At 52.7% G+C, this 25950-nt stretch carries 29 protein-coding genes; all 29 read left to right on the top strand.

Translation table 11 applies throughout. The features are described from left to right. Positions 1–342 (top strand): hypothetical protein (locus tag PHO67_08725; GenBank protein MDD5547220.1); only part of this gene is annotated, 342 nt, incomplete at its 5' end. A gap of 18 nt (positions 343–360) precedes the next feature. Further along, the gene (locus PHO67_08720; GenBank protein ID MDD5547219.1) at positions 361–1509 is read left to right on the top strand and encodes an alpha/beta hydrolase; all 1149 of its coding nucleotides are present in this window, start codon (positions 361–363) and stop codon (positions 1507–1509) included. A gap of 65 nt (positions 1510–1574) precedes the next feature. Further along, complete coding sequence (locus PHO67_08715; protein ID MDD5547218.1) at positions 1575–1796, top strand: DUF2007 domain-containing protein; 222 nt, start codon at positions 1575–1577, stop codon at positions 1794–1796. Positions 1797–1802: 6 nt separating this feature from the next. Further along, positions 1803–2429 (top strand): hypothetical protein, encoded by a 627-nt coding sequence (locus PHO67_08710; GenBank protein MDD5547217.1) that lies wholly within the window; start codon positions 1803–1805, stop codon positions 2427–2429. Next, positions 2426–3115 carry a hypothetical protein gene (locus tag PHO67_08705; protein MDD5547216.1) on the top strand — a complete coding sequence of 230 codons (690 nt, stop codon included), beginning with the start codon at positions 2426–2428 and terminating at the stop codon, positions 3113–3115. Before PHO67_08710 ends, PHO67_08705 begins: the two co-directional genes overlap by 4 nt. Positions 3116–3134: 19 nt before the next feature. After that, positions 3135–5408: a discoidin domain-containing protein gene (locus PHO67_08700; GenBank protein ID MDD5547215.1), complete on the top strand. Its 2274-nt coding sequence runs from the start codon at positions 3135–3137 to the stop codon at positions 5406–5408. 115 nt (positions 5409–5523) lie between these two features. Then, positions 5524–6873 (top strand): TrpB-like pyridoxal phosphate-dependent enzyme, encoded by a 1350-nt coding sequence (locus PHO67_08695; protein MDD5547214.1) that lies wholly within the window; start codon positions 5524–5526, stop codon positions 6871–6873. A 53-nt stretch (positions 6874–6926) separates the two neighbouring features. Beyond that, the gene (locus PHO67_08690) at positions 6927–9404 is read left to right on the top strand and encodes a cellobiose phosphorylase (protein ID MDD5547213.1); all 2478 of its coding nucleotides are present in this window, start codon (positions 6927–6929) and stop codon (positions 9402–9404) included. Continuing rightward, positions 9401–10264, top strand: a complete 864-nt coding sequence (locus PHO67_08685) for a hypothetical protein (GenBank protein MDD5547212.1) — start codon at positions 9401–9403, stop codon at positions 10262–10264. The genes PHO67_08690 and PHO67_08685 overlap by 4 nt, the downstream gene beginning before the upstream one ends. Before the next feature lie 12 nt (positions 10265–10276). Then, complete coding sequence (locus PHO67_08680; protein MDD5547211.1) at positions 10277–10843, top strand: DUF1318 domain-containing protein; 567 nt, start codon at positions 10277–10279, stop codon at positions 10841–10843. Further along, positions 10844–11065, top strand: coding sequence for a DUF167 domain-containing protein (locus PHO67_08675; GenBank protein ID MDD5547210.1), 222 nt, complete (start codon positions 10844–10846; stop codon positions 11063–11065). It abuts the gene before it with no gap. Positions 11066–11084: 19 nt separating this feature from the next. Then, positions 11085–11744 carry an HAD family hydrolase gene (locus tag PHO67_08670; GenBank protein MDD5547209.1) on the top strand — a complete coding sequence of 220 codons (660 nt, stop codon included), beginning with the start codon at positions 11085–11087 and terminating at the stop codon, positions 11742–11744. Continuing rightward, a complete protein-coding gene (locus PHO67_08665) occupies positions 11720–12415 on the top strand; it encodes a response regulator transcription factor (GenBank protein MDD5547208.1) in 696 nt (231 codons plus the stop codon). Before PHO67_08670 ends, PHO67_08665 begins: the two co-directional genes overlap by 25 nt. Beyond that, positions 12405–14174, top strand: a complete 1770-nt coding sequence (locus PHO67_08660; GenBank protein ID MDD5547207.1) for an ATP-binding protein — start codon at positions 12405–12407, stop codon at positions 14172–14174. Before PHO67_08665 ends, PHO67_08660 begins: the two co-directional genes overlap by 11 nt. Positions 14175–14314: 140 nt before the next feature. Beyond that, positions 14315–15616, top strand: coding sequence for a putative porin (locus tag PHO67_08655; protein ID MDD5547206.1), 1302 nt, complete (start codon positions 14315–14317; stop codon positions 15614–15616). A gap of 9 nt (positions 15617–15625) precedes the next feature. Further along, entirely contained in the window at positions 15626–16447 is an 822-nt protein-coding gene (locus PHO67_08650; GenBank protein MDD5547205.1) for a phosphate ABC transporter substrate-binding protein, read from the top strand. A 1-nt stretch (position 16448) separates the two neighbouring features. After that, on the top strand, positions 16449–17333 hold the full coding sequence (pstC, locus tag PHO67_08645) for a phosphate ABC transporter permease subunit PstC (GenBank protein ID MDD5547204.1): 885 nt from the start codon (positions 16449–16451) through the stop codon (positions 17331–17333). Further along, positions 17330–18181: a phosphate ABC transporter permease PstA gene (pstA, locus tag PHO67_08640; protein ID MDD5547203.1), complete on the top strand. Its 852-nt coding sequence runs from the start codon at positions 17330–17332 to the stop codon at positions 18179–18181. Before pstC ends, pstA begins: the two co-directional genes overlap by 4 nt. Continuing rightward, positions 18174–18938, top strand: coding sequence for a phosphate ABC transporter ATP-binding protein PstB (gene pstB / locus PHO67_08635; protein MDD5547202.1), 765 nt, complete (start codon positions 18174–18176; stop codon positions 18936–18938). The genes pstA and pstB overlap by 8 nt, the downstream gene beginning before the upstream one ends. Further along, positions 18939–19607, top strand: a complete 669-nt coding sequence (gene phoU, locus PHO67_08630) for a phosphate signaling complex protein PhoU (protein ID MDD5547201.1) — start codon at positions 18939–18941, stop codon at positions 19605–19607. It begins immediately after the preceding gene. Positions 19608–19699: 92 nt separating this feature from the next. Further along, entirely contained in the window at positions 19700–19879 is a 180-nt protein-coding gene (locus PHO67_08625; GenBank protein ID MDD5547200.1) for a 4-oxalocrotonate tautomerase family protein, read from the top strand. 19 nt (positions 19880–19898) lie between these two features. Then, entirely contained in the window at positions 19899–20348 is a 450-nt protein-coding gene (locus PHO67_08620; GenBank protein MDD5547199.1) for an Rrf2 family transcriptional regulator, read from the top strand. An 11-nt stretch (positions 20349–20359) separates the two neighbouring features. Continuing rightward, positions 20360–21286, top strand: coding sequence for a cysteine synthase A (gene cysK / locus PHO67_08615; GenBank protein MDD5547198.1), 927 nt, complete (start codon positions 20360–20362; stop codon positions 21284–21286). 18 nt (positions 21287–21304) lie between these two features. Continuing rightward, positions 21305–22480, top strand: coding sequence for a cysteine desulfurase family protein (locus PHO67_08610; GenBank protein ID MDD5547197.1), 1176 nt, complete (start codon positions 21305–21307; stop codon positions 22478–22480). Positions 22481–22484: 4 nt separating this feature from the next. Then, positions 22485–23096, top strand: a complete 612-nt coding sequence (locus PHO67_08605) for an iron-sulfur cluster assembly scaffold protein (protein MDD5547196.1) — start codon at positions 22485–22487, stop codon at positions 23094–23096. 7 nt (positions 23097–23103) lie between these two features. After that, the gene (locus PHO67_08600) at positions 23104–23565 is read left to right on the top strand and encodes a pyridoxamine 5'-phosphate oxidase family protein (protein MDD5547195.1); all 462 of its coding nucleotides are present in this window, start codon (positions 23104–23106) and stop codon (positions 23563–23565) included. Positions 23566–23602: 37 nt separating this feature from the next. Next, positions 23603–24082: a small multi-drug export protein gene (locus PHO67_08595; protein MDD5547194.1), complete on the top strand. Its 480-nt coding sequence runs from the start codon at positions 23603–23605 to the stop codon at positions 24080–24082. Continuing rightward, positions 24079–25371, top strand: coding sequence for an NAD(P)/FAD-dependent oxidoreductase (locus tag PHO67_08590; GenBank protein ID MDD5547193.1), 1293 nt, complete (start codon positions 24079–24081; stop codon positions 25369–25371). Before PHO67_08595 ends, PHO67_08590 begins: the two co-directional genes overlap by 4 nt. Then, the gene (locus tag PHO67_08585) at positions 25364–25942 is read left to right on the top strand and encodes a Maf family protein (GenBank protein ID MDD5547192.1); all 579 of its coding nucleotides are present in this window, start codon (positions 25364–25366) and stop codon (positions 25940–25942) included. The genes PHO67_08590 and PHO67_08585 overlap by 8 nt, the downstream gene beginning before the upstream one ends. Positions 25943–25950 lie beyond the last annotated feature (8 nt).

Here is a 25950-nt window from a genome sequence, read left to right as displayed (position 1 = left end):
GTATACCCGAAATATAAATTGGAATTTACTAACGGGGAAACATATACTATAAACATACATCCGGAGATACGCAACGGGTTGAATTCCAGCGAGATAATCGAGGCGACTCTTAATCCGCCGCCAAAAGTTATTGAAAAGCGGATAAAGGAATTCACAGATACGGCGCATATTAAATCCGGTTTAAAAGGATCATATTATGTAAATTCTATGGCGGTTTATTGCTATAAGTTATTCTTTTCATTTTTCGGTAAATTTTTTGCTTTAAAAGTTCTTATCATTTATTCAGTCTTGTTGCTGGCCCGGTTCATCGTGTGGGCGCTAAGGACATTAAGGAAGAAATAACCAATGCGTAGATATTTAATGCTGCTATGTTGTTGCGCGATCCTCTCTGGCTGCGCGGCCCTTCCCGTCAAGAAAGGGCAGTCCTATTCCCTCGACGACATTTATAAGCGCATGGGCTATAAAGTTGAGGGCGGCTACAGGGTAGTTAATATTTTCTACGCGACTAGCCGGGAAGTCGACTATACCGCAAAACCCTTCCCGGCCTTTAAAGCCAAAATGGCCGGCGAGACGACATATGGCACTCTGGATATCAGGATGGACCCAAGGGTAAGGATAGGGACGATGCTACCGGACCAGCTTAAGAAGAACGGCATAATAGAACTGCAGGAAACAAAGAGATTGGATCCGGACGCTTTCTCGAAGCAGTTGTCCGAAGCAGTGCAGGCGTCTCCGCATAAATCCCTGCTCGTCCTCGTCTTCGGCTATAAGGACGGCTTTGAGGCCACGGCGATGAAGGCCGCCTATTTCGCGTACCTGCTGGATGTCAATACGCCGGTATTGTTATTTGACTGGCCCGGCGACCAGCCGGTCAGTATCGGCGGTTATATGAAAGCCCAATCCCTGGCCGGCGCCTCCGGGCCATATCTGGCGAATGTATTGGCAAAGGTCGTCCGCGAGGTCAAACCGAAAAAACTCTGGATAGAGGCGTCGAGCCTCGGCTGCCAGGTGGTCTGCGACGCTTTTGACACGCTCTATACGCAGCCCGATTTTGCCGACGCGGATATCGAGATAGACCAGGTCATACTTGCGGCCCCGGACATAAGCCGCAACAAATTCGATGAGAAGTTCGAAAAGGAGTTTACGGCCATATCGAAGAAATTGACCGCATATGTCTCTTCCGACGATAATGCCTTGCTGATGAGCGGGATAATCAACGGGGAGAAGAAGCTTGGGCGCGAAAAACTGAGGGTAACAGAGCCGGAGCAGCTCGAAGAAGCAAGGGGGGTGCTTTATTTGAAATCCCTTGACCCTGAGCGTTTCATGACGATCGACGTGACCGCGATAAATAACTCGAGTTTCAAGCACGGCTATTACCTCGAATGCCCGGAATTTTATGACGATTTTTATATGCGCATTTTTGACACGCAGCCGAACATTAACAGGCATCTCTACCTTTTGAAATACAGCAACGGCGCGGATTATTGGGTCATGCAGGGCTCGAAATAATTATGGTGACAAGTTTGTCCTATAGCAATTTGATTGCGGAGGATATACTTAATTAGGGCGGTATAATGGCAAAGTCAGAGTTTGTAACCATATTAGCAACCGGCGACCGTGCCTCGATGGCGACGGCGAAATCGCTTCTTGAAAGCGTGGGTATAGAATATTATGTCAAAGGCGAGGACGTGCAGAACCTGATCGGTTTTGGCGCCATAGACGGGGTTCCCGTGATACAAGTTGCCGAAGAAAATGCGGAAGATGCGAAAAAGATCTTAGAAGGGTTGGAGAAATAGCGGGGCATGGATATAATAACCCAAAAATTCAATGAGTGGACCGCAGGGAAGGGGCCGAAAGAGGCGCGCATTTCGGTCTTCGAGCATACCCGCGACATCCCGTACGCAATAATCGCGGCCATGCGCGATCCTAAGGTCGGCCCGGCGGCTCTCATCGAAAGAAACCACGGCTCGTGCAACCCGAAGCATGTCCTCCTCGGCGAGCTCTTCACGCGGCTCGGTTACAAGGTAAAATACGCGAATTACGCTTTTAATTGGGACGATCCAGCCGTAAAATATCCGCCGGAACTCAGGGCGCTTACCAAAAAGATACCGAGTGGAAACCACCTCGCCTGCAAAGTTTTAATAGACGGCAGGTGGGTCCTCGTAGACGCGACATGGGACCCGCCGCTTAAAAAAGCCGGTTTCCCGGTCAACGAGGGATGGGACGGCGTAAGCGATACAAAAAACGCCGTGACGCCTATCAGCGGAGTCCCGTCGCAACGGGGCGAGGTCCTCCACGACACGATCGAAGAGCGGGTCCAATACGACACCGGCCTGCGCGCGCGTTATACAGAAGAGCAGAAGGCCGCCTACTTGGAATTCGTCGAAAAATTGAACGCATGGCTTGAAACATTAAGGAGAAATAAATGAAGAGGTATGCCCTGTGCGCGACCGCCGTATGTTGTATACTTTTATTTGCGGGAACGGCCGCTGCAATATCGCCGGTAGAGACGGCGCATTTCAGGGTCGTCGATAACGGGGAGGGCGTCACTAAGGATGACCTTAAGAAGACAGGCGATCTAGCCGAGAGCCTGTATAATGAGGTCACGGTTCTGCTTGGCACCGGATACACCAGCTCCGGGAAGATAGAGATCCGGGTATACGTTACGCCGGAGAAAGGCAGGGCCTTGAGGTCGGCTGCGAGCGGGTCGTCGTTGTACCTTACGCTCGGAAGGATCGATGAGGGAATACTCAGGCAGGGGATCGCCCATATTGTCATCTCCAAGCCGCTGGGATCCGCGCCGCGATGGTTTTCCAGGGGCCTGGAGCTGTACGCAGCATATGGGGATATGCGGGGGAGGCACAGGGGCCTTCCGCCTTTTGATAATTTTACATTTGCCCGGCTTGAGCAGGCATTCCAGACAGCCAAGAGACAAGATGCATCTTATTACTCATGGGCTGTCATTTCATATGTGATGGATACTTACGGCAAGGATAAACTCAAGGCCATCTATAAACAGAGCGGCACTTTCAGCGATAAATTCTCGAAGGCCTTCGGCGTCGACCTGAAATCACTAGAAAAGAAGTCCGGCGAGATATTTTTGGCATATAGATAATTATTACAAAGGAGCCCACATGAAAAGAGCCGTTAGTGTCGTCGTTTTTTCGTTATTATTCTTGTCCGCTTTTATTATTCCCGCCTATTGCGCCGAAACGCCTGCCCCCACGCCGGTCATCAAGGCCGTCACCGCGTCGTCAGAAATAGATAACAACAGGGCGGAGAAGGTGGTAGACGGTAAACCTTTGATGCGCTGGGAATCGGAATGGAAAGATAACCAGTGGATACAGGTGGAATTCGAGCAACCCGTCGACCTGTACGGCATGGAGATAAAATGGGAGACGGCCGCGGCATACCGCTATAAAGTCCTGGGTTCGGCCGACGGGGCCGCGTGGCAGGCCCTCGCCGAGATAAACGACGGAAACGAAGGCGAGGACATAAAATTAAATTTCAAAGAGAAGACGTCGTGCAAATTCGTAAAAATAGACTGCATCGAGAAGACGACGGCATGGGGGTTCTCCATATGGGAGATGGAATTCAACACAGACGGGCCTTATAAGGACATTCCAAAAAGGATGTCGATACCGAAGGGCAAGACCTTCTTCACCGTCAAGCAGGAGAAGGGCAAATACTGGTTGTTCGGTCCGGGCGGTGAGCGGTTCATCTCTAAAGGGGTAAACGCGGTCCTGAGCAGGGATGGGGCAGTTCTCCCGAATTCCGAATATTATGACGTGTCGTCGAAATATAAGGACAACAGGGAATGGGCCGGGAGCGTTATAAAACGCCTCAAGAAATTAAATTTTAACACGATAGGGTCCTGGTCCGACCCGGGCACGTTCTATTACGATACACCTTTCACTTTCATGCTGGGCATCCCGTCGACCACCGACCACAGGCTCGTCGATGTCTTCGACCCGCTATTCGACGAGAGGGCCGAACAGAACGTCGCGGGCAAATGCAGGCGGTTCGCGGACGCGAAATACCTGTTGGGATATTTTATAGAAAATGAACTGCCGTGGTACGGGGATTTCGGCTGGTATACCGGCCATGTGCCCACACTTCTCGATGAATATGCCAAACTCCCGGATAACGCGCCGGGCAGGACCATGCTAACCGCATTTTTAAAGGATAAGTACGGCAAAACTATCGATGAATTCATGCGCGTGCGCGGCGCCACGGCCAAAGAAGCGCGGGAACTTTTCGCCGGCCTCGTCGCCGAGCGCTATTTCTCCGTGACGTGCGGATACATCAGGAAATACGACCCGAACCACCTGATACTCGGCGTCCGTTTCGCCGGCAACGCCCCGGACGAGGTGGTGAAGGCGTGCGGGAAATATTGCGACGTGGTATCGCTCAATTACTATTGCAAGAATATGGAGGTCGATAAAGAGCTGCTGGATAATTTCTATTTCCTTGGGCAGAGACCTGTCATGATAACCGAGTTCTCCTACAGGGCGATGGAGAACAGCAGCGGCGACAAGAACACGAAAGGCGCCGACGTCACGGTCAAGACCCAGCAGGACAGGGCCGAAGGTTTCAAAAAATACGTGACGCAGATGATGGAATTCCCGTACCTGGTCGGTTATCACTGGTTCCAGTACTTCGACGAGTCGCCGCAAGGGCGCAGCTTCGACGGAGAGAACAGCGATTACGGGATCGTCGACATCCGCGATAATGAATATGAGATGCTGACCGCCGAGATGAAAAAGACAAATGCGGCAGCCGATGCCGTCCATAAAAAATCTGCCGCGCCTTATCCCGTTGAATTGGTCAAGACGAGCGGATACGCCAAGGTGAATAATAAGGATGTCAAACGCGAAAGCGCGCCTTTCTGCGATGTCATGAGCATCAATGCGAAAAAATTAGGCGCATGGGCGGACGCCTCGACAACGGCCGGGATAAAGTTCAGCAAGGGATATTTGAAATGCGTTATAGATACCGGCACCGGCTGGGGCTGCGGTTTCGGCATCCCTTGCCAGGTCAAGACCGTCAACAGCGACGGTTCTTTCGACTTCCAGGGCTTCAAGGGTATCAGGATAAAGATGTCCCTGACCGGGGGCATGACGTTCTCGCTCTTCATCAATGAATCCGGCGTGGACGACCTCGGGAAAGTGAATTATGGCGGCGTCAACGGCGCAGACGGCGAGAGTTTCGGTTCGGAATCTAATGACGGAACGGGCAAGGTCGAGACATACGAATTCCCGTTTGACGAGCTCACCATCAGAAATATGTACGGCAACCAGAGCGGCAACAAGACGCTCGACCTCCAGGCCGTCCGCAACATCGACCTCTATTTCCCGGGAAATACCGGCGCCGGCGAGTGCGACATCTATGAGGTCACCCTGTATTAATGTCTAATAATTTCGGTGACAGTATACTTAATTATCTGGTTAAGGCGGGAATTAAGTATACTGTCACCATAATTATATGCTAAAATATTAAAACCCACCAAAAAGGAGACCTGTGATGGACAAGGACAGAGTTATTTTGTCGTTGAATGATATCCCAAAATCCTGGTATAACATCGCGCCTGACCTGCCCGAACAATTGCCTCCGTCGCTTAATCCCGGGACAGGAAAACCGCTCGGGCCGGCAGACCTGGCGCCGATATTCCCGATGGCCCTGATAGAGCAGGAGATGAGCCAGCAGCGCTGGATAGATATCCCCGGCGAAGTCCTTGACGTATATAAAATTTACAGGCCGACGCCGCTCAAGAGGGCGGTCCGCCTCGAGAAGGCCCTTAAGACGAATTGCCGCATTTATTATAAGGATGAAAGCGTATCGCCTGCCGGCAGCCACAAATTGAACACGGCCATCGCGCAGGCGTATTACAACAAAAAAGAGGGCGTAAAGCGCATATCGACCGAGACAGGCGCCGGGCAGTGGGGTTCGGCGCTCTCGTTCGCCTGCAACATCCTCGGCCTGAAGTGCACGGTCTACATGGTCAAGGCGAGCTATTACCAGAAGCCTTACCGCAAGTCCCTGATGCGTGTCTGGGGCGCGGAGATATTTCCGTCGCCGACGATGAAGACTAATTCCGGAAAAGCGGCTTTGGCCGATGATCCGGAGACGCCGGGCAGCCTTGGCATCGCCATTTCCGAAGCCGTCGAGGACGCGGCCACGCACGACGACACCAAATATTCCCTCGGCAGCGTGTTAAACCACGTGCTTACGCACCAGTCCGTCATCGGCCTTGAGACGAAGAAGCAGCTCGAGATGATAGGCGAGAAACCGGACACGATGATAGCGTGCGTAGGCGGCGGCAGCAATTTCGCCGGATTCGCGTTCCCGTTCGTGCCGGATAAATTGAAGGGGAAGGATATAAGGTTCATCGCGGTCGAACCGACCGCCTGCCCGACGTTAACGAAGGGCGAATACCTGTACGATTTCGGCGATACCGAGAAACTTACGCCGCTCATGAAGATGTACACTCTGGGCCACAGTTTCGTGCCGGCAGGGATACACGCAGGGGGGTTGAGGTATCATGGTATGGCGCCTGAGGTATCGCTGTTGGCGAAGAAGAAAGTGATAGAGGGGAGGGCGTATTCGCAGAACCCGGTCTTTGACGCGGCCGTGATATGGGCGAGGACAGAAGGGTTCCTGCCTGCGCCGGAGACGTCACACGCGATACGCTGCGTCATCGACGAGGCGAAGAAGAACGACGGCAAGTGCATCGTATTCAATTACAGCGGCCACGGACATTTCGACCTCTCCGCCTACGACGCGTACCTCGACGGTAAGCTTGAGGACTACGAGCATCCCGAAGAGAAGATCAAAGAGGCGATCAAGAAGATCCCGGGGATCGGCAACGAATGAGGATCAAATAATTAAGTATACTGTCACCATAATTCAAAAGGGCGACTTTACTCATGATCTATAGATTCATTGACGATAAAGGCACGTTCACCGTAAAAGACCCGCACAAGTATAACCTGTATTTCCCGCTGGCCGATAAAGACGGGAAGCTGCTGTCTTCTATAAGCCCCAACCTCGGCGGGGATATCAAGCGGGACAACGACCATTTCCTTACGCCGCCGGCGAGCATCGAGGACGTCCGCAACAACCTCTTCTGCCGCCGCGATTTCTTCATCAAAATAGGGAATGAGATAATACGGCTCTCTTACCCGCACGATGATGTCATCGAGGCGGGTTTCCTGTACCATAAGGTCACGAAACAGGCCCACGGCCTCGAGATAGAGGTGCTGAATTTCATCCCGTTCAATACGGCCGTAGAGGTCATGCGCGTCCGCGTCACAAATAAAAGGGGCAAAGAGGTCGAGATAACGCCGACGTCTTTCATCCCGTTATACGGCCGCAGCGAGAAGAATATCCGCGACCACAGGCATGTGAGCTCGCTCTTGAACCGCGTCTACCTCGACAGGTACGGCATATCCCTCAAACCGACGATGATATTCGACGAGAAGGGCCACACCGAGAACAAGACGGATTATTCCGTATTCGGCTGCGAGGATAACGGCAAGGCGCCGGCAGGGCAATTCCCGACGATAGGTATGTTCTGCGGCGAGGGCGACCTGATATTCCCGGACGCGGTAGAGAAATATGTGAAGCCCGCCGCGAAAAAACTCCCGGAATCCGACGGGAAAGAAGCGTGCGCCGCGTTCAGGTTCAACCGCAAAAAACTGAAAAAAGGCGGCAGGGCCGATTATATCCTCGTGATGGGCATTGCCGACGACAGGAAAGGCGTAAAAAAGATATTCAAGGGCCTGAACTCGCCGTCAAAGGTCGAAAAGAGCCTCGAGGCGACGAAGAGATACTGGCAGCAATACCTTTCGAAGCTCGAGTTCGATTTCAACGACGGCGACTTCAATAACTGGCTGCTATGGGTCAAGATGCAGCCGACCCTCAGGAAATTATTCGGCAACTCGTTCCTGCCGCACTATGATTACGGAAAGGGCGGCCGCGGCTGGCGCGATATCTGGCAGGACGCGCTGACGCTTTTGCTGACCGAGCCGGAGAAGGCGAGGGATTTCATATTCGACAGTTTCCGCGGCGTGCGGCTCGACGGCTCGAACGCGACGGTCATCGCTAAAGACGGAAAGTTCACCGCCGACCGCAACAGGATAAGCCGCGTCTGGATGGACCACGGGATATGGCCGTACCTTACGGCCCGCCTTTATATCCAAAAGACGGGCGACTCCGGTTTCATGCTGAATAAGGCCGAATATTTCAGGGACTACCAGCTCAAGCGCGCCAAATTTATAGATAAGGATTTCAACCAGCCGGATTTCATCCAGCGCGACAATTCCGGGAGGATATACAGGGGCAGTGTCCTCGAGCATATCCTCGTCCAGAACGTCGTCCAATTCTTCAACGTCGGCGAGCATAACGTCATACGCCTCGAGAACGCCGACTGGGACGACGGGCTCGACATGGCGGCCGACAGGGGCGAGAGCGTGGCGTTCAGTTTCATGTATGCGTATAACCTGCGCGACATCTGCGTCATCCTCGAGGAGATGAAGAAGAGGCATAAGAGCGTTAAATTATTGACGGAATTCCTGATGCTGCTCGATAACCTGGGCACCCCGGTCGATTATGATAATTATAAAGAGAAACAGAGGCGGCTCGAGGAATACCTCGAATCCTGCAGGAGCATCACCGGCGAAGCGGTCGAGGTGGATATCGACGACCTGATCGCGGACCTGGACAAGAAAGCCGACCATCTCTTTGCGTGGCTTAGGAAAAAAGAATGGCTTGAGGGTGCGGGTTTTTTCAACGGCTACTATGATAACAAGGGCCGCCGCGTGGAGGGAAAATCCGGCGACAAAGTGCGCATGAAGCTAGCTTCGCAGGTCTTCGCGATAATGAGCGGCTGCGCGACCGACAGCCAGATAAGGAAGATGTGGCAATCTATCAAAAAATACCTGAAGGACCCGGGGCTCGGCGGGTTCCGCCTCGGGACCGATTTCAGGACGGTATATATGGACCTCGGCCGCGCGTTCGGTTTCGCCTACGGCGACAAGGAGAACGGGGCGTTCTTCAACCACATGAACGTGATGCTGGCGAATGCCCTGTATAAAAGAGGTTTCATTAAGGAAGGGCGCGAGGTCTTCGATTCCGTCTATAAGATGTCGACGGGCGAGGCGGCCCGGATATACCCCATGATACCGGAATATTTCAATAACGAGGGCCGGGGGCTTTATTTTTACCTGACCGGTTCGGCGAGCTGGTATATTTATACGCTGATAGACGAAGTCCTCGGCGTAAAATTCAATTTCGGGAAAGCCGCGTTGAAGCCCAAGCTCGTCCCGGATGATTTCCATGGCGGGGATATCGAAGTGAGGTATAACCTGAAGGGTAAGGCCGTAAGGCATATATTTAAAAGATGAGACGGGAATTAGTCATTTTCGCGGTAATACTGGCGGTCGTGCTGGCCTTGTGGCTGTTCGGCAGGTCTCTGGTAGCCGATATCGCCGGCGGGCAGATCAAAAGCGCGTTTCCCGGCTGCGATGTCTCTATCGACGGCATTGAGGTGCGGAGCGCTGATTTGATCGCGATCACCGGAATCGACGTAAAGAAAGGCGATGCCCTGCGCTACCGTATCAAGCAGGTAGAGATAAGATTTTCGCCGCTTTCATTATTTACGAAGATAATACCCGAGGTAACCGTCAAGGGCGGCTCTTTGGAATTCAACTCTCCCGGAAAAAAATTACGCGACATTATCGAATATCCGGCCCTCAAACCCGGGAAGGCTTTTGTGGTCAGATCGCTCATCATAACGGGCATGGCAGTGGAACTGAATACGGCCGACTGGAAACTTAGTCTCCTCGCGAGCGGCAATATGAAGACAGGCAAGGCGGTAGTCTATGACGCGAAGATCGAAGCCGGGGGGATCGACCTTGCCTTGCTGCCGAAAGGGTTGAATGCCGAAGGCCGCGTGGAGATGAAAGGCATTATGAGCGGCGCGATCGCGCTGCGCGGCGAGCAGAAGGATATCACCGATATAAAAGGGGATTTTTCGACCGCGGCGCCGGGAGGCTCGCTGGTCATAACCGACAAGGAGATTCTCAAAAGGCTCGCGGATAACACGAAACAGCCGCTTTCGCTTATCGAGGACAGTTTCGGGAATTATGACTTCACGAAGGGGACGCTTGGAGTATCAAGGAACAAGGATTCGATACTTTTGCATGTGATCCTGGAAGGGGCGAAAGGGAAAAGGGACGTTACGGTCGCATTGCACGGATTTTAAGGAGAAGAAAAGATGAAAAAAGGAATAGCAGTCTTGGCGGTCTCGCTGGCCGTGTTTTTGGGTACGGGATGCATGAGCATGCAGGTCAAGGCGCCGAAAGAAGCGATAAAGGTCGACGTGACCATGCGGCTCGATGTGTACCAGCATGTGACAAGCGACATCAACGCTATCGAGAACGCGGTATCCGGCAAAGCCGCGCCGAAACCGGAAGGCGGCATGAAATTGAATTTCCTCATGGTCAATGCTTATGCCGAGGAATCTTTATCGCCGGAAGTGCAGCAGGCGGCGGCAAGGCGTAAGGCCAGGTACGCGGAACTTACATCGCTTGAGGAAAAAGGCGTTATAGGCGAGAATAGGTCCGGTATGGTCGAGGCGAAGGGAAGCGGCGCTCCCGCGGACCTTATCAGCGCGGAAAATGCCGACAGGATGGCGATATACAAAGAGATATCGCAGAAGAACGGCGCGCCTCTCGGAGATGTGCAGAAACTTTACGCGCAGCGCCTGCAGAACGACGCTCCTGCCGGGACGCCCATCGAGGTGATGAATGCGTCCGGCTCGTATGAGTGGAAAAATAAATAATTGAAGATAAGTGTCAAAGTCAAGGCCGGCTCCAGCCGTGAGAAGGTCGAAAAGACGGGAGAGGGCGATTATTCGGTATGGGTGATGGCAAAACCCGCCGGCGGGAAAGCGAACGAGGCGGTCACCAAAGCCCTCGCCGGGCATTTCGATATCGCGAAATCAAGAATAAGCCTCATCAAAGGGCATACCTCAAAGCAGAAGATATTCGAAATAGATAATTAAGTATACTGTCACCATAATTATGTTCAAACTAATAATCTTCGATATTGACGGGACGATAGTGGACGCCTATGGCGCGATAGAGAAGAGCCTGAATTATGCGCTCGTAAAGCTCGGGTATCCGAAGGCAAAGTTGCCGGTCGTGCGCAGGGCAGTCGGCCACGGAGACAAGAATTTCGTAGAATATTTTGTCGAGAAGAAGGATGTCAAGGAAGGGCTAAAGCTCTATCGCGCGCATCACGAAAAAGCGCTCCTAAGATATTCAAAAGTGATTCCCGGGGCGAGGCAGCTTTTGCGGGGCCTTAAAAAGAAGGGCTATAAACTAGCCGTGGCCAGCAACAGGCCGCCTAAGTTCAGTATGATACTGTTAAAGCATCTCGGCCTGGTTAAATATTTCGATGCTATCGCGTGCGCGAAAGATAAAACCGAGATAAAACCAAAACCCTTTTTGATACCGCGCATACTAAAAAAGCTGGGTATCAAAAAGGACGAGGCGCTATACGTCGGGGACATGACCGTCGACGTCCATGCCGGCCATAACGCGGGCGTAAAAGTTGTGGCGGTCCTGGGCGGTTCTTCGTCGCATTCGGAATTGAAGAAGGCCCGGCCATGCGGGATAGCCGGTAAACTCCCGGACCTTTTACGGGTAAGCAAAAAATGCAGAAAAAAGAGATCCTCATAGTAGAAGACGACAAGAACATCTCCAAGCTCATCAAGTTCAATCTTGAGAAGGAGGGGTTCGACGCTTTCGCCGTGCCTAACGGCGAGGAGGCGCTCGAGCACCTCAAAAGATTTTTCCCGGACCTCATAATCCTCGACATAATGCTCCCTAAGATAAACGGATTTGACGTATGCCGTTCGATAAAACAGGACCCCAAGCTCAAAAATATCCCGGTCATAATGGTCACGGCGAAAGGCGAGGAGGTCGACAGGGTGGTCGGCCTTGAATTAGGCGCCGACGATTATATCGTGAAACCCTTCAGCCCGCGCGAGCTTGTCCTGAGGGTGAAAGCCATCCTGAAGCGCGGCAAGCCCGAAACCACCCAAAAAAATATTATTAATGCCGGGGACCTGGTGATTGATATAGAGAAGCATAAAGTGACCGTGAAGAAGAAAGAGGTCGAGCTCACCCCTATGGAATTCAAGCTGCTCGCGACATTAGCCGAGCGGCAGGGCCGCGTCCAGTCGCGCGAACAACTGTTGACCGACGTCTGGGATATCGCCACCGATGTCGATACGCGCACGATCGATACCCACATCAAGAGATTAAGGGAAAAATTGGGCAAGGCAGGGGAACTGCTGGAAACCGTAAGAGGGTTAGGCTACAGATGCAGGGAAGACGATGAGGATTAAGCTCCAGTGGAAACTGACGGCGATCTTTTGCCTGCTCGCTGTTTTTATTCTCGCGGCGGCCTACATATATTTTAATTCCCACCTGAAATCTTTCCTCCTAAGGGATATCGAGAGCAACCTGAAAAAAGAACTCTTTTTGAGCAAGGATTACCTGGAGAGTGAGTTCAACAGGCAGCCTGCGGCCGCGGTATCCGTTGACCTGGCAAACAGGATAGGAGCGGACCTCGGCGTCAGGGTGACGATAATCTCGCCGGACGGGACCGTACTCGGCGATTCCGAGGTAAAAAAGGAAGACCTCCCGAAACTGGAGAACCATTTAAGCCGCCCCGAGGTCCAACAGGCGCTGAAAGAGGGTTTCGGCGCCAGCCAGCGTTACAGCTATACCTTAAAGAAGTATATGCTCTATAATGCCGCGGTTGTCGGGAAGGAGAAGCCCGTGGCCATACTGCGCCTCGTGATCCCGGTCGCAAAAGTCGCGGAATTCGAAGCGGGGATGCAGAAGATACTGGCGGTTGGGGTCGTAATGGTCTTCTTTGCTTCGCTTGTCCTGAGCTTCTTGATATCCATGGCAGTGACGCGCCCGCTGGCTAATATCTCATCGGCGGCGAAGGCCATGGCATCCGGGGATTTTTCCAGGAAAGTATTTAACATTTCCCGGGACGAGATAGGCGACCTTGCCGCGACATTGAATTATATGTCGGATGAAATAAAGGCCAAGATAGAAAAAGTAAGGTCGGGCGAGGCGAAACTCGAGACGGTGCTTTCCGGCATGGTAGAAGGCGTCATAGTGACCGACGCAAAGGGAAAGATAATCCTGGCAAATCCTTCGCTCAGGAAGCTGTTCTTTATCGATACGGCGCCCGAGGGGAAGACCCCGCTCGAAGTGGTCCGCAACTCCGCCGTACAAAATATCGCGGACCGGGTGCTTAAGGGCGGCCAGAGGATAGCGGTGGAGGAGATAGGCATAAACAGTCCCGAGGAAAAATTCATTAAAGTCAGCGGTGTCGCGATAATAAAAGAAGAACAGTGCGAAGGGGCCATATTTGTTTTTCATGATATAACCGAGTTGCGCCGTCTCGAGAAGGTAAGGCAGGATTTTGTCGCTAATGTTTCGCACGAGTTGAGGACCCCGCTTTCGAGCATAAAAGGATATTCGGAAACGCTTATCGGCGGAGTGCCGAAAGAGGAAGACCGGAAGGAGTTCCTCGGCATAATCCAACGCGAGAGCGACCGGCTGGCGAAGCTCATCGATGACCTCCTCGACCTTTCCAAGATAGAATCGGGCAAGATGGCCATGGTCTTCATGCCCGTAGAAATAAACCCGGTAGTAAAACGCTCCGCCGGAGTGCTTGAAAAATCAGCCCGCGATAAGTCCATTAAGGTAGAATTTAATATTCCGGAGGGCCTGCCTAAGGTCATGGCGGACGAGAACAGGCTTTCGCAGGTGTTTTTGAACCTGCTCGATAACGCGATAAAATATACCCCTGAGGGGGGTTCGGTAAAGATTTCGGTCTTCCCGCAGGATAAGTACCTTCAAGTCGATGTCACCGATACCGGCGTCGGGATCCCGGAAAGCGACCTTCCCAGGGTCTTTGAGAGGTTCTACCGGGTAGACAAGGCACGTTCCAGGCAGCTCGGCGGCACAGGCCTCGGCCTATCCATCGTTAAACACATCGTCCAGTCCCATGGCGGCCAGGTCTGGGTCAAATCAGAACCGGGCCGCGGCTCGACCTTCAGTTTTACTATCCCCAAGGCCTGACCCCCCCCCTAAAATACCCCGTTTACAGTTCACAGAAAGTTCACATTCCCTCCCTTTGTCCGTAACCTTCAAATCTTATACTCTCCTTGAAGTTAAAAAACCGCTACGTTAACCGGAAGTCCAACAAAAGAGGAGAGGGCATGAAAAAGGCGATGTTGCTGTTAGGCGTAATAGGTATGGTTGCGTTGGCCGGCCGTTCCTACGCGGGCGAGATGGAGATCCTCGTCCAGAAGCTCGTCGATAAGGGTGTCCTGACGCAAGGGGAAGGCGCGCAGGTCCTCGCAGAGACGAAAGAGGAAGCAAGAAAAGAAGTGGCGCAGGGCAAGGCGGCAAATATCCCGCAGTGGGTACAGAATATCAAGCTCAAGGGCGATTTCAGGAACAGGTACCAGTGGGACAAAGCGAAGAGCGCGACCTCGGTTGCGACCGAAAGGAACAGGGACAGGATAAGGGTCAGGGTCGGCGCCGAGACGAGGGTAATCGAGGATTTCAAGGTAGGCCTGGGTATAGCTACCGGAACAACCACCGATCCGAAATCCACGAATGTAACGTTAGGTGACGGTTTTTCCTTCAAGAATATAATATTGGACTACGGCTACGGCCAGTATATTCCGCACTGGACAGCGCCTGTCGATGCTACTTTCACGGCAGGTAAATTCAAGAATCCGTTCTGGGAACCGATAACCGCGCTCGTGGACGGGGACATCAACCCCGAGGGGGCCGCGCTGCAGTTAAGCTATAATGTTAATCCGAGCGCCAATGTGTTTTTGAACTACGGTTTCCTGTATCTGGGTGATACCTTTCCGAAGTCAAAGAACACGCTGCAAAACGTAGTCCAGCCGGGTGTTTCCTGGAGCGTGCTTGACAACGTCAAACTGAAATCCACAGTCGATTTCTGGTTAGCCGAGGTAAAAGGCATGAGGCAGATAAATAATACCGTCGGGACGAACACTCTTGCCAGGAATGCCGACCAGGGGCCGGCCAGCGATGTTGTTTACCAGAATGATTATAACTCCGTCGTCCCGAAACTGGAGCTGGGTTTTACCGAGCCGTTCTTCGGTTATAACCTGGGTTTCCCGTATTTCGCCGTATTCGGCGAGTACATGGATAATATGAGCGCCAGCGACAAGGGCACGGGCTGGATCGCCGGATTCAAGATCGGCAACGAGAAGGTTGCGGATAAGTACCAGTGGCAGCTGGTCTACGACCACAGGATGATCGAGAAGGACGCCTTTTTGGACGCCTATCCGGACTCTGACTTCTATGGCGGAAAGACGAACGCGGGCGGCGACCATGTAGCGTTCAACTTCGGGCTGAGCAAGAATTCCTGGCTTACGCTCAGTTATTTCAACACGCATAATTTGACCAGGTTGACGGCAGATAGCGGAAGCTCCAGGCTGCCGGCGCAGGTTATCCAGGCAGATTGGAACATAAAATTCTAAGGGGGAATAATGAAAAAGGTTATTTGGTTAATGGTTATCGCGGTTTTTGGAGCAGGTTTTTGCATGAATGCGGATGCCGCGGCCGCGAACAAAATAGTGCTTGAGGGTTCGACCACGGTCCTGCCGATCGCGCAGAAGGCAGCTGAGGTCTTCATGTCGAAGAACCCGGCCGTGGATATATCGGTGCGCGGCGGCGGTTCGGGAGTAGGCGTCGCTTCGTTGATAGACGGCACCTGCGATATCGGGAACGCGTCGCGCTCGATGAAAGACGCCGAGTTGGAAAAAGCCGGCACGAGAGGCAAAAATCCCAAAGCGAACGTAATAGCGATGGACGGGATAGCGGTGATCGTGAACCCATCCAACGGGCTGAGCGCCCTGAAGAAACAGCAGCTTAAAGACATCTTTACCGGTTCTATCTCGAAATGGTCCGATGTGGGTGGGACAGGCGATAAGATAGTGGTTGTCTCACGCGACAGCTCAAGCGGGACGTTCGAGGCCTTTGGCGCGCTAGCGCTTGACGGCCGGAAGGTCCGGGCTGACGCGTTGATGCAGGCATCAAACCAGGCCGTCGCCTCTGTCATAGCGAAGACGCCGGGCGCGATAGGGTATGTGGGTTTGGGATACATGGGCGGTGAGGTCAAGGCGATACCCATAAACGGCGTTGAGCCTTCCAAAGAGACGGTCCTTTCGGGCAAATACCCGCTCTCGAGGCCATTGTTCATGTATACAAATGGCGCCCCACAAGGAGCGACCAAGGCGTTCCTTGATTTCATAATGAGCGAGGACGGGCAGAAGATCGTAGACGAGGAAGGGTTTGTAGCGCTTAAATAAAATGGCAAAAATGAAAGAGAAGGCCTACGAGTGGATATTCACTACGCTGGCCTTCTCATCCCTTATTTTTTTGGTCGGCATAATAATCGTCCTCTTTAAGGAAGGATTGCCCGTATTTAAAGAGGTCAAGCCGCTGGATTTTATCTTCGGGAAGGCGTGGTATCCGACATTCGACCCTCCGGAATTCGGGATCCTGCCTTTGATACTTGCGTCGTTCTGGGTCACCGTAGGCGCCATGTTCGTCTGCGTCCCGTTAGGCGTAGGCAGCGCCCTTTACCTGAACGAGTTGGCAAGCCACCGGCAGAAGGCGGTATTAAAACCGCTTGTCGAGATCCTGGCCAGCATACCGTCGGTAGTATACGGGTTTTTCGGCATGATGATGATTGCCCCTTTTTTGCAAAATTTGCTGCATCTTCCTACGGGATTATGCGCTTTCACCGCGAGCCTGACCCTGGGGATAATGGCGACGCCTACGGTCTGCAGTATCGCCGAGGACGCGTTAAGCTATGTGCCGAAAAGTTTCAGGGAGGCCTCTTTCTCCGTGGGCGCGAACCGCTGGCAGACGCTTGTGAACGTCGTGATCCCGGCGGCCGGCTCAGGTATATCTACGGCGATAATACTCGGGATGAGCAGGGCCATAGGAGAGACGATGACGGTCCTGATGGTCGCGGGCGGCGCAGCCGTCATACCCCATTCGTTCTTTGAGCCGGTGCGGCCCATGACCTCGGCCATAGCCGCGGAGATGGGAGAGGCGCCGATGGGCAGCGCGCATTATCATTCGCTATTCGCGATCGCGCTGGTCCTGTTCCTTATAACTTTTGTGTTTAATATCATCGCCGAACTCATAAGCCGCAAATTCAGGATAAAACTGGGGTTGGGTGGATGAAAAAACACAAGGTAACGCAGAATATAGGTTTTGCGCTGCTCTTCCTTTGCATGGCGGTCACCCTGTTCTTCCTCGGGGCGATAATCTATTTTATTGCCGTCAGGGGAATAAAGGTCATATCGTGGGAATTCCTGACCCAGGTCCCTAAAAACGGAATGACCGAGGGCGGAGTAGCGCCGGCGATATTAGGGACATTTTATCTCACGATGGGGGCGATACTAGTCTCACTTCCGCTCGGCCTGGCGTGCGCTATATACCTTTGCGAATATTCCCCGAAAAGCGCCCTGGTGAATTTGATCAGGATGAGCATAAATAACCTCGCCGGCGTCCCGTCGGTCGTCTTCGGGCTTTTTGGTTTCGCGGTATTCGTCAAATACATGAAATTCGGCGTTTCGATATTGTCCGGCAGCCTGACCCTCGGGATACTGGCCCTGCCGGTCATAATATCCGCGGCGCAGGAGGCGCTTATGGCTGTCCCCCAATCTTTAAGGGAAGCGTCCTTGGCCCTCGGCGCGACAAAATGGGACACGATAAAAAAGATCGTCCTTCCGACGGCCTTGCCCGGTATTTTGACCGGCGTGATCTTAAGCATCGGGCGTGTCGCGGGAGAGACCGCGCCCATACTTTTTACCGCGGCGACGTTTTACACGCGGCATTATCCCGATTCGGTATTTTCGGAAGTTATGGCGCTTCCTTACCATATTTACGCGTTGATGACCGAAGGCACCCATCCGGACAAGCAGGCGGCGATAGCCTACGGGTGCGCGCTGATCCTTTTGGTCCTGGTCTTATTGATCTCTACTATAGCGATAGTCATACGGCAAAGACAGAGGGTCATCCATGGATAGGCAGATAGTCAAGATAGAGGCGAGGGGAGTTGGCTTCTTTTATGGGGACCGTCAGGCGCTGGATTCCGTGAGCCTGGAGGTCTATAAGAACCAGGTCACCGCCATAATAGGGCCGTCGGGCTGCGGGAAATCCACTTTTATAAGGCTTTTGAACCGGATGAATGAACTTGTGCCCGGCACCGTCCTGAAAGGGAATATATTCCTGGAGGGGGAAGACATGTTCGGCCCGTGCGTGGACCCGGTCTATATAAGAAGACGCATAGGGATGGTATTCCAGAAACCGAACCCCTTCCCGAAGAGCATACTTGAGAACGTAAGTTACGGCTTGAGGATCAACGGGATAAAAGATAAAGGATTCATAGAGAAAAGGGTGGAGGAGTCACTCAAAAAGGCGGCGCTGTGGGACGAGGTAAAGGACAGGTTGCATGAGAGCGCGCTCAAATTATCCGGAGGGCAGCAGCAGAGGCTTTGTATAGCCCGCTGCCTCGCGGTCGAACCCGAGGTGTTGTTGTTCGATGAGCCGTGCGCGAGCCTTGATCCGATATCCACCAGCAAGATAGAAGAACTCATACTCGGATTGAAAAAGTATTATACTATAGTCATCGTCACCCATAATATGCAGCAGGCGGCGCGCGTCTCGGATTACACCGCGTTCTTCCTGCTGGGCGAACTGGTTGAATTCGGGAAGACTCAGGATATCTTCACCGCCCCGAAAGACAAGAGGACAGAGGATTATATCACAGGGAGGTTTGGTTAAATGGAAAGACATTTTGACGAGGAATTAAAGGACCTTAACGCCCGGATACTAAAGATGGGCGCCCTGGCCGAGGAAGCGATAATGAACTCGGTCAAGTCCCTCAAAGACCAGGATAAGGCCCTGGCCCTGAAGGTCATCGATTCGGACAAGCAGATAGACATGATGGAGCTCGAGATAGAAGAGCGCTGCCTTGAGATGCTGGCCCTGCACCAGCCGATCGCCATAGACCTCAGGTTCATCACTACTGCTATGAAGCTTAACAACGAGCTCGAGAGGATAGCCGACCTCGCGGTCGATATCGCGCAGCGCGTTCTCGAGATAGTGGATAAGCCGTTGCTCAAACCCCTGGTCGACATACCGAAGCTGTGCGCCATAGCGCAGAGCATGGTAAAGCAGGGGATAGACGCTTTCGTCAACAGGGACATAGAATTGGCGAAGAGGGTCGTCCTTACGGACCCGGAAGCCGATAAGCTGAGGAATTTCGTACAGGGTGAGCTTATAAACGATTACATAGCCAAGGATAAGTCCACTGCCCCGCGCGCCGTGCCGCTCCTTTTGATAGCCCGCCATCTCGAGCGCATCTGCGACCACGCAACAAACATCGCCGAGGACGTGATATACATGGTCCAGGCGAAGGTCGTAAGGCACCATCCAGAAAAGCTCGAATAGGCGGGTACATTTTTTTCTTGACAAAAGCCTCATTTTAATATAATCTCTACTAATATGGTAGAGATAGTAGAGATTAAAGAAGGAGGGGGAAGATGCCGTTCATTAATTTAAAAGTAGTGGGGAAGTTGACGAAGGAACAGAAGAAAGAGATCGCCGAGAAATTTTCCGATACGCTGCTGAAGGTAGCCGGCAAGCCTAAGGAGGCCACGTACCTTGTCATCGATGAAGTCAGCGGCGAAAACTGGGCCCAAGGCGAAAAATTCTTCGGATAAAGTAAAAGTAAGAGATCGAATGAAAATTTCCACCAGAGGAAGATACGGAGTGCGCCTTATGCTCGAATTGGCGCAGAATTTCGGCAGGGGACCTCTTACGCTCAGGGAGATATCAAGGCGCCAGGACATTTCAGAGAAATATCTCTGGCAGCTTGTTAATCCGCTGAAAAAAGCGGGAATAATAACATCGGGAAGAGGGGCGCATGGCGGCTATACGCTGACAAAACCACCATCAAAAGTCACATTAAAGGATATCATAGTTATCCTTGAGGGGCCGCTTTATATTACGTCATGCGCCGAGAATCCCTCGTTATGTAAACGTTCGCGATGTTGCCCGAGTCTCGATATCTGGGAAGAGATAGGCGTGCAGATCGCGCAGAAATTAAGCTCGATAACGCTTGAAGATATGCTGCAGAAGAAGGATCGCATAAATAAAGGGCAGGCAGTCGCCCCGATATATTACATATAGGAGATGATCAAATGGCCAGGGTATTCGAAGACATCACGGAAACCGTAGGCAATACGCCGCTGGTAAAGATAAACCGCCTTTCCCGCGGCGCCAGGGCGACCGTACTTGTCAAATTGGAATCATTCAATCCCTTATCCAGCGTAAAGGACAGGATAGGCGTCGCGATGATAGATGCGGCCGAAGCGGCCGGGCTCCTAAGTGAAGGCAGCGTCATAATAGAACCGACGAGCGGTAATACCGGTATCGCTCTCGCGTTCGTGGCTGCGGCCAGGGGCTACAGGCTCATACTTACCATGCCCGATACGATGAGCGTCGAGCGCAGGCAACTGCTTAAGATACTCGGCGCGGAGGTCGTGCTGACCGAAGGCGCGAAGGGAATGAAAGGCGCGATCGATAAGGCAGCGGAACTCGCAAAGAGCACCCCGAAAAGTTTCATTCCGCAGCAATTCGACAACCCCGTGAATCCCGAGATACACCGCCGCACGACGGCGGAAGAGATATGGAAGGATACGGACGGTAAAGTCGATATTTTTGTCGCAGGCGTCGGCACCGGCGGCACGATAACAGGCGTCGGCGAGACCCTGAAAAAAAGGAATAGAAATATAAAAATTATTGCGGTGGAACCCAAGGATTCTCCCGTATTATCGGGCGGAAAACCCGGCCCGCACAAGATACAGGGGATAGGGGCGGGATTTGTTCCGCAAGTCTTGAATAAAAGCCTCATTGATGAGATAATACAGGTCGCTTCCGATGATGCCGGCGCCACCGCAAGGCAGTTGGCCAGGGAAGAGGGCATTCTTGTCGGTATCTCAAGCGGAGCGGCATTATGGGCCGCTTTGGAAGTCGCGAAACTGGCGGAATCCGCCGGAAAGACAATAGTAGCGCTGCTTCCCGATACGGGAGAACGCTATCTTTCTACTTGGTTATTCCAGGAATAAAATATTTTAGGAGGCATGATGTCTAAACGCAAAGTATATCTGGATCATAACGCGACAACGCCGTTGCATCCGGAGGTAAAGAAGGTGATGATAGAAGCGATGGACGCCTTCGGGAACCCCTCGAGCCTGCACAGCTTCGGAAGGCAGGCGCGGCGCCTCATCGATGACGCGAGGGATAAGATAGGCGCATTCATCGGAGGAAAAGCCGAGGACATTGTCTTTTCCGGAAGCGGCTCCGAGGCGAACAATACCGTCTTGAACCTGCTTTATTGCGCCGCGAGGCACTGCGAAGCGCCCCACACAAAAAGACACCAAATAATCACATCGCAAATAGAACACCCCTGTATCCTGGAGGCGGCGGCATGCCTCGAGGAGAGGGGCATTGACGTCGTCTATTTGCCCGTGCATAAGACCGGGAAGATAGATATGGACAAATATTCATCGGTCATATCGGATAAGACCGCGCTCGTCACGGTCATGATGGCCAATAACGAGATCGGCACCATACAGGACATAAAAGAGATAGGCAGGATCGCCCATAAACACGGCGCGATGTTCCATACCGACGCGATACAGGCGGTCGGCAAGATACCCGTCAATGTCCACGAGCTGGGCGTCGATTATCTGTCGCTCTCGGCGCATAAGATATACGGGCCCAAGGGCGTTGGCGCTCTTTACGTTTCGCCCGGAGTGCCGTTCTGTCCGTTTATACGGGGCGGGCACCAGGAGAGGGGACGGCGCGCGGGAACCGAGAATACGATAGGCATTGCAGGTTTCGGGAAAGCCATCGAGATGCGGGTTACCGAAATGGGCCCTGAAGCGAAGCGTTTGTCGTCGCTTAAGGCTAAACTCAAAGCCGGCATCGAAAAAAATATCCCGAATATCCAGTTCAACGGCCATCCGATCGATTCACTGCCCGGCACTTTGAACGTCTCATTCTTCGGCGCAGAGGGAGAGGCGATACTCCTATATCTTGACCTCGAGGGGATAGCCGTATCTACCGGTTCGGCGTGCGCGTCCGGCTCGCTCGACCCGTCGCATGTGTTGATAGCGGCCGGCCTCCCGGCTGAGGAAGCGCACGGATCCATCAGGATAAGCATGGGAAGGGATAATACCGAAGAAGACATCGGCTACACGGTTGAAAAGATCGCCCTGGTCATCGATAAGATCAGGAAAATGTCTACGGTGAGGTGAGGCCATGGACAATAAATTTGAATGGGTATATTCGGAAAAAGTAAAAGACCATTTCATGCATCCCCGTAACGTCCTTACCGATGAGGCGGCATATAATGCGGACGGCAGGGGCATCGTAGGTAATATCAAATGCGGCGACGAGATGGTCGTCGCGATAAAGGTCGACAAGAAGAAAAATACGATCGCCGAGTGCAAATGGAAGACATACGGTTGCGCCAGCGCGATCGCCAGCACCTCTATCCTTTCAGAGATCGTCGTAGGAAAGACGCTTGATCAGGCATACCACCTGACTGCGAAAGATATCGCGAAAGAGCTCGGCGGCCTGCCTGAGCATAAGATCCATTGTTCGGTCCTCGGCCATAAGGCCCTGCGCGCTGCGATAGAGGATTATTATACGCGCAACGGCATGACCAATAAGGTCGAAGAAGAAAAAGCCCATATTATCTGCCAGTGCATGAACGTCACCGATATTGAGATAGAGGAGGCCGTGCTGGAGGGCGCAAGGACCTACCTCGAATTGCAGGAACACACGAAACTCGGCACTGTCTGCGGGCAATGCAAGGACAAGGCGATACAGATGCTCGAGGAGTACAAGAAGAAGCATTTTTCGAAATAGGGCAAAAATGGCTAAACTACCCGATGATGTGGTGAAATTTTTCCACAGCCAGCATTTTACAATAGTTTCGACGATAGACCCTGACGGGATGCCGCATATCTCATGCAAAGGCATCGTACAGATAGATCCGGACGGGACGATATACCTCCTCGACCTGTACACCGGCAAGACGCGCGCTAATCTCGAAAGGAATCCCGCGATAAACTTGAGCGCCGTTGACGAGCATAAATTCAGGGGCTACAGCCTGAAAGGCACGGCGAAGATAATAAAAGAAGAAGAGCTGAAATCGCATATAATAAAGGCATGGGAAGAAAAGCTCACCACAAGGATAGCTCACCGGCTCATCAAGAATTTGAAAGGCGAGCCGGGTCACGAAAGACATCCCGAGGCGCAGCTCCCGAAGCCGAAATACCTTATAGTAATGACAGTAAGCGATATAGTCGACCTCACGCCGCCCCCGCTCAGATAAGTGGACAAATCCTTCCAAAGAAGTTAGAATATCCCGTATGGTTGAGAACTTGATCTTGTGGATGAACGGACTGCCGAAGGATATCGTTGTCCTCGTAATTGCGATGCTTCCCGTATCGGAATTAAGGGGAGCGATCCCCGCGGCTCTATCGTTCGGGATACCGGTCCAAAAGGCCTTTATCATATCCGTCATAGGCAACTTTATCCCGGTCATACCGGTCCTTTTTTTGCTGGAGCCGGTCTCGAAAAGGCTGAGCAGGTTCAAACCTTTCGCCCGTTTTTTCGACTGGCTATTCACGAGGACGCTCAAGAAAACCGATACGATCCAGAAATACGAAATGTGGGGGCTGGCAATATTCGTTGCGATACCCCTGCCTATGACCGGCGCGTGGTCGGGTGCCATCGCCGCTTCGCTTCTTAAGATGAAGTTTCGTTATGCCGTTGCGGGATGTATCCTCGGTATCATCACTGCGGGAATAATCGTATCGTTACTGTGCGTCTCCGTGGGGCTGAAATGACCGGCCGCGCGGCTGCTGTTGATTATTATGACGTCGTTGTCGTCGGAGGCGGCCCGGCCGGGACCATGGCCGCGATACGCGCCGCGCAGCTGAAAAAGAACGTCGTCCTGGTCGAGAGGAACGCATCTATAGGCCGGAAGATACTGATAACCGGCAAAGGCAGGTGCAACCTGACCAACACCGCCGATATGGAAGCATTCATGCAAAAATTCGGCAAGCAAGGGCAGTTCCTGCGTTCGGCCTTCTATGAATTCTTCAATAACGACCTTATTGATTTCTTTAAAGAATACGGTCTCTCAGCCAAAGCCGAAAGGCAGGGAAGGGTATTTCCGTCGGACGACAAGTCGATATCTGTGGTCCGGGCGCTCGAGAAGGCGCTTGCCGAGACCGGCGTCCACGTCCTTACCGGCTCGCGCGTGATGGGGATAAGGGAAGAGGGCGGGATATTCCATTTGAAGTTCGAAGGCAGGACAGAGATATGGACCAGCCGGCTCATCCTCGCGACAGGCGGGGCATCCTATAAGGCGACCGGCTCCACCGGCGACGGTTTCCATTTCGCGAAATTGCTCGGCCATACCTTTAACCCTTTAAGACCCGGGCTCGTACCGTTAAAGACCAAAGAGGGCTGGGTGACGGAGATGCAGGGCCTGACGCTCAAGAATGTGCGCATCGTCTTCGAATGCGGCGGGAAAAAAATAAACTCGGAAGTGGGCGAGATGCTCTTCACGCATTTCGGGGTCTCCGGGCCCTTGGTCCTCGACTTAAGCTCGCAGGTCGTCGACCTTCTCGGGGATAAAAAAGAAGTCGCGCTATCTATTGACCTGAAACCCGGGCTCACCAAAGAGCAGCTCGATAACAGGATGCTGCGCGATGTAGAAGAACATGGGAGCATAAACATAAAGACGCTTCTTAAAGATATGCTGCCGCTGAAGATGATCCCGGTATTCGCTTCGGCGCTTAATCTTGACCCGGCAAAGAGGATAAACCAGCTTGCCAAGGGAGAGAGGGAAGGGATAACGGCGCTGCTCAAGGATTTCAGGATGACGGTTGTAGGCGCCTTGCCGCTCGAGGAGGCTATGGTCACGTGCGGCGGCATCCCGGTCAAGGACATCAACCCGCGCACGATGGAGTCGAGGATCATTCCCGGCTTATATTTTGCCGGCGAGATAATAGACGCGACCGCGCCGAGCGGCGGTTATAACCTTCAGCAGGCATTCTCTACGGGATATCTTGCAGGGGAGAGCGCGGCGAATCCCGAACTTTCCGGAAAGGGCGGGACAAGTGCGTAATATAATACTCGCGTCGCAATCGAAACAGAGGCAGAAGCTCCTGAGGCAGATAGGCCTGCGATTCGTTTCCGCCAGGTCAGATGTAAAAGAGGATATGAGGCTTAAAAGCGGCTGCGCTGACCTGGTCATGGATAACGCGCTTAAAAAAGCGAAGGATGTCGCGAAAAGATACCGCTCCGGCATCGTCATCGCCGCCGATACGGTCGTCCTCTCCGGCAAGAAGATAATCGGCAAGCCGAAGAACCTCGGCGACGCGTTCAGGACGTTAAAACTCATCTCGCGCAGGCCCCAATGGGTCTATACCGGGATGGCGGTCATAGATATCGATAATAAAAAAGTTCTTACCGATTATGAGAAGACGAAGATCTACATGTACCGCTTGAGCGACAGGCAGATAAGGAATTATTTCAGGAAGGTCTCGCCGCTCGACAAGGCGGGGAGTTTCGATATACAGGGGCTGGGAAGCGTATTCATCAACAGGATAGAAGGCTGCTTTAACAATGTCATCGGCCTGCCGTTAGCGAAGCTCGCGAAGATGCTTAAAAAAATAGATATTGATCTTTTTGCCTGAAGCGGCGT

This window comes from Candidatus Omnitrophota bacterium (assembly GCA_028716565.1).
Taxonomy (GTDB): domain Bacteria; phylum Omnitrophota; class Gorgyraeia; order Pluralincolimonadales; family Pluralincolimonadaceae; genus Pluralincolimonas.
Note: the sequence above shows the minus strand (reverse complement) of the source record. Positions and strands in the feature narration are given on the sequence as shown.

Excerpts from the sequence above, each read along its gene's own strand:
- PHO67_08720 (MDD5547219.1), top strand. The coding sequence starts at position 361 with ATGCTGCTATGTTGTTGCGCGATCCTCTCTGGCTGCGCGGCCCTTCCC.
- PHO67_08715 (MDD5547218.1), top strand. The coding sequence starts at position 1,575 with ATGGCAAAGTCAGAGTTTGTAACCATATTAGCAACCGGCGACCGTGCC.
- PHO67_08710 (MDD5547217.1), top strand. The coding sequence starts at position 1,803 with ATGGATATAATAACCCAAAAATTCAATGAGTGGACCGCAGGGAAGGGG.
- PHO67_08705 (MDD5547216.1), top strand. The coding sequence starts at position 2,426 with ATGAAGAGGTATGCCCTGTGCGCGACCGCCGTATGTTGTATACTTTTA.
- PHO67_08700 (MDD5547215.1), top strand. The coding sequence starts at position 3,135 with ATGAAAAGAGCCGTTAGTGTCGTCGTTTTTTCGTTATTATTCTTGTCC.
- PHO67_08695 (MDD5547214.1), top strand. The coding sequence starts at position 5,524 with ATGGACAAGGACAGAGTTATTTTGTCGTTGAATGATATCCCAAAATCC.
- PHO67_08690 (MDD5547213.1), top strand. The coding sequence starts at position 6,927 with ATGATCTATAGATTCATTGACGATAAAGGCACGTTCACCGTAAAAGAC.
- PHO67_08685 (MDD5547212.1), top strand. The coding sequence starts at position 9,401 with ATGAGACGGGAATTAGTCATTTTCGCGGTAATACTGGCGGTCGTGCTG.
- PHO67_08680 (MDD5547211.1), top strand. The coding sequence starts at position 10,277 with ATGAAAAAAGGAATAGCAGTCTTGGCGGTCTCGCTGGCCGTGTTTTTG.
- PHO67_08670 (MDD5547209.1), top strand. The coding sequence starts at position 11,085 with ATGTTCAAACTAATAATCTTCGATATTGACGGGACGATAGTGGACGCC.
- PHO67_08665 (MDD5547208.1), top strand. The coding sequence starts at position 11,720 with ATGCAGAAAAAAGAGATCCTCATAGTAGAAGACGACAAGAACATCTCC.
- PHO67_08660 (MDD5547207.1), top strand. The coding sequence starts at position 12,405 with ATGAGGATTAAGCTCCAGTGGAAACTGACGGCGATCTTTTGCCTGCTC.
- PHO67_08655 (MDD5547206.1), top strand. The coding sequence starts at position 14,315 with ATGAAAAAGGCGATGTTGCTGTTAGGCGTAATAGGTATGGTTGCGTTG.
- PHO67_08650 (MDD5547205.1), top strand. The coding sequence starts at position 15,626 with ATGAAAAAGGTTATTTGGTTAATGGTTATCGCGGTTTTTGGAGCAGGT.
- pstC (MDD5547204.1), top strand. The coding sequence starts at position 16,449 with ATGGCAAAAATGAAAGAGAAGGCCTACGAGTGGATATTCACTACGCTG.
- pstA (MDD5547203.1), top strand. The coding sequence starts at position 17,330 with ATGAAAAAACACAAGGTAACGCAGAATATAGGTTTTGCGCTGCTCTTC.
- pstB (MDD5547202.1), top strand. The coding sequence starts at position 18,174 with ATGGATAGGCAGATAGTCAAGATAGAGGCGAGGGGAGTTGGCTTCTTT.
- phoU (MDD5547201.1), top strand. The coding sequence starts at position 18,939 with ATGGAAAGACATTTTGACGAGGAATTAAAGGACCTTAACGCCCGGATA.
- PHO67_08625 (MDD5547200.1), top strand. The coding sequence starts at position 19,700 with ATGCCGTTCATTAATTTAAAAGTAGTGGGGAAGTTGACGAAGGAACAG.
- PHO67_08620 (MDD5547199.1), top strand. The coding sequence starts at position 19,899 with ATGAAAATTTCCACCAGAGGAAGATACGGAGTGCGCCTTATGCTCGAA.
- cysK (MDD5547198.1), top strand. The coding sequence starts at position 20,360 with ATGGCCAGGGTATTCGAAGACATCACGGAAACCGTAGGCAATACGCCG.
- PHO67_08610 (MDD5547197.1), top strand. The coding sequence starts at position 21,305 with ATGTCTAAACGCAAAGTATATCTGGATCATAACGCGACAACGCCGTTG.
- PHO67_08605 (MDD5547196.1), top strand. The coding sequence starts at position 22,485 with ATGGACAATAAATTTGAATGGGTATATTCGGAAAAAGTAAAAGACCAT.
- PHO67_08600 (MDD5547195.1), top strand. The coding sequence starts at position 23,104 with ATGGCTAAACTACCCGATGATGTGGTGAAATTTTTCCACAGCCAGCAT.
- PHO67_08595 (MDD5547194.1), top strand. The coding sequence starts at position 23,603 with ATGGTTGAGAACTTGATCTTGTGGATGAACGGACTGCCGAAGGATATC.
- PHO67_08590 (MDD5547193.1), top strand. The coding sequence starts at position 24,079 with ATGACCGGCCGCGCGGCTGCTGTTGATTATTATGACGTCGTTGTCGTC.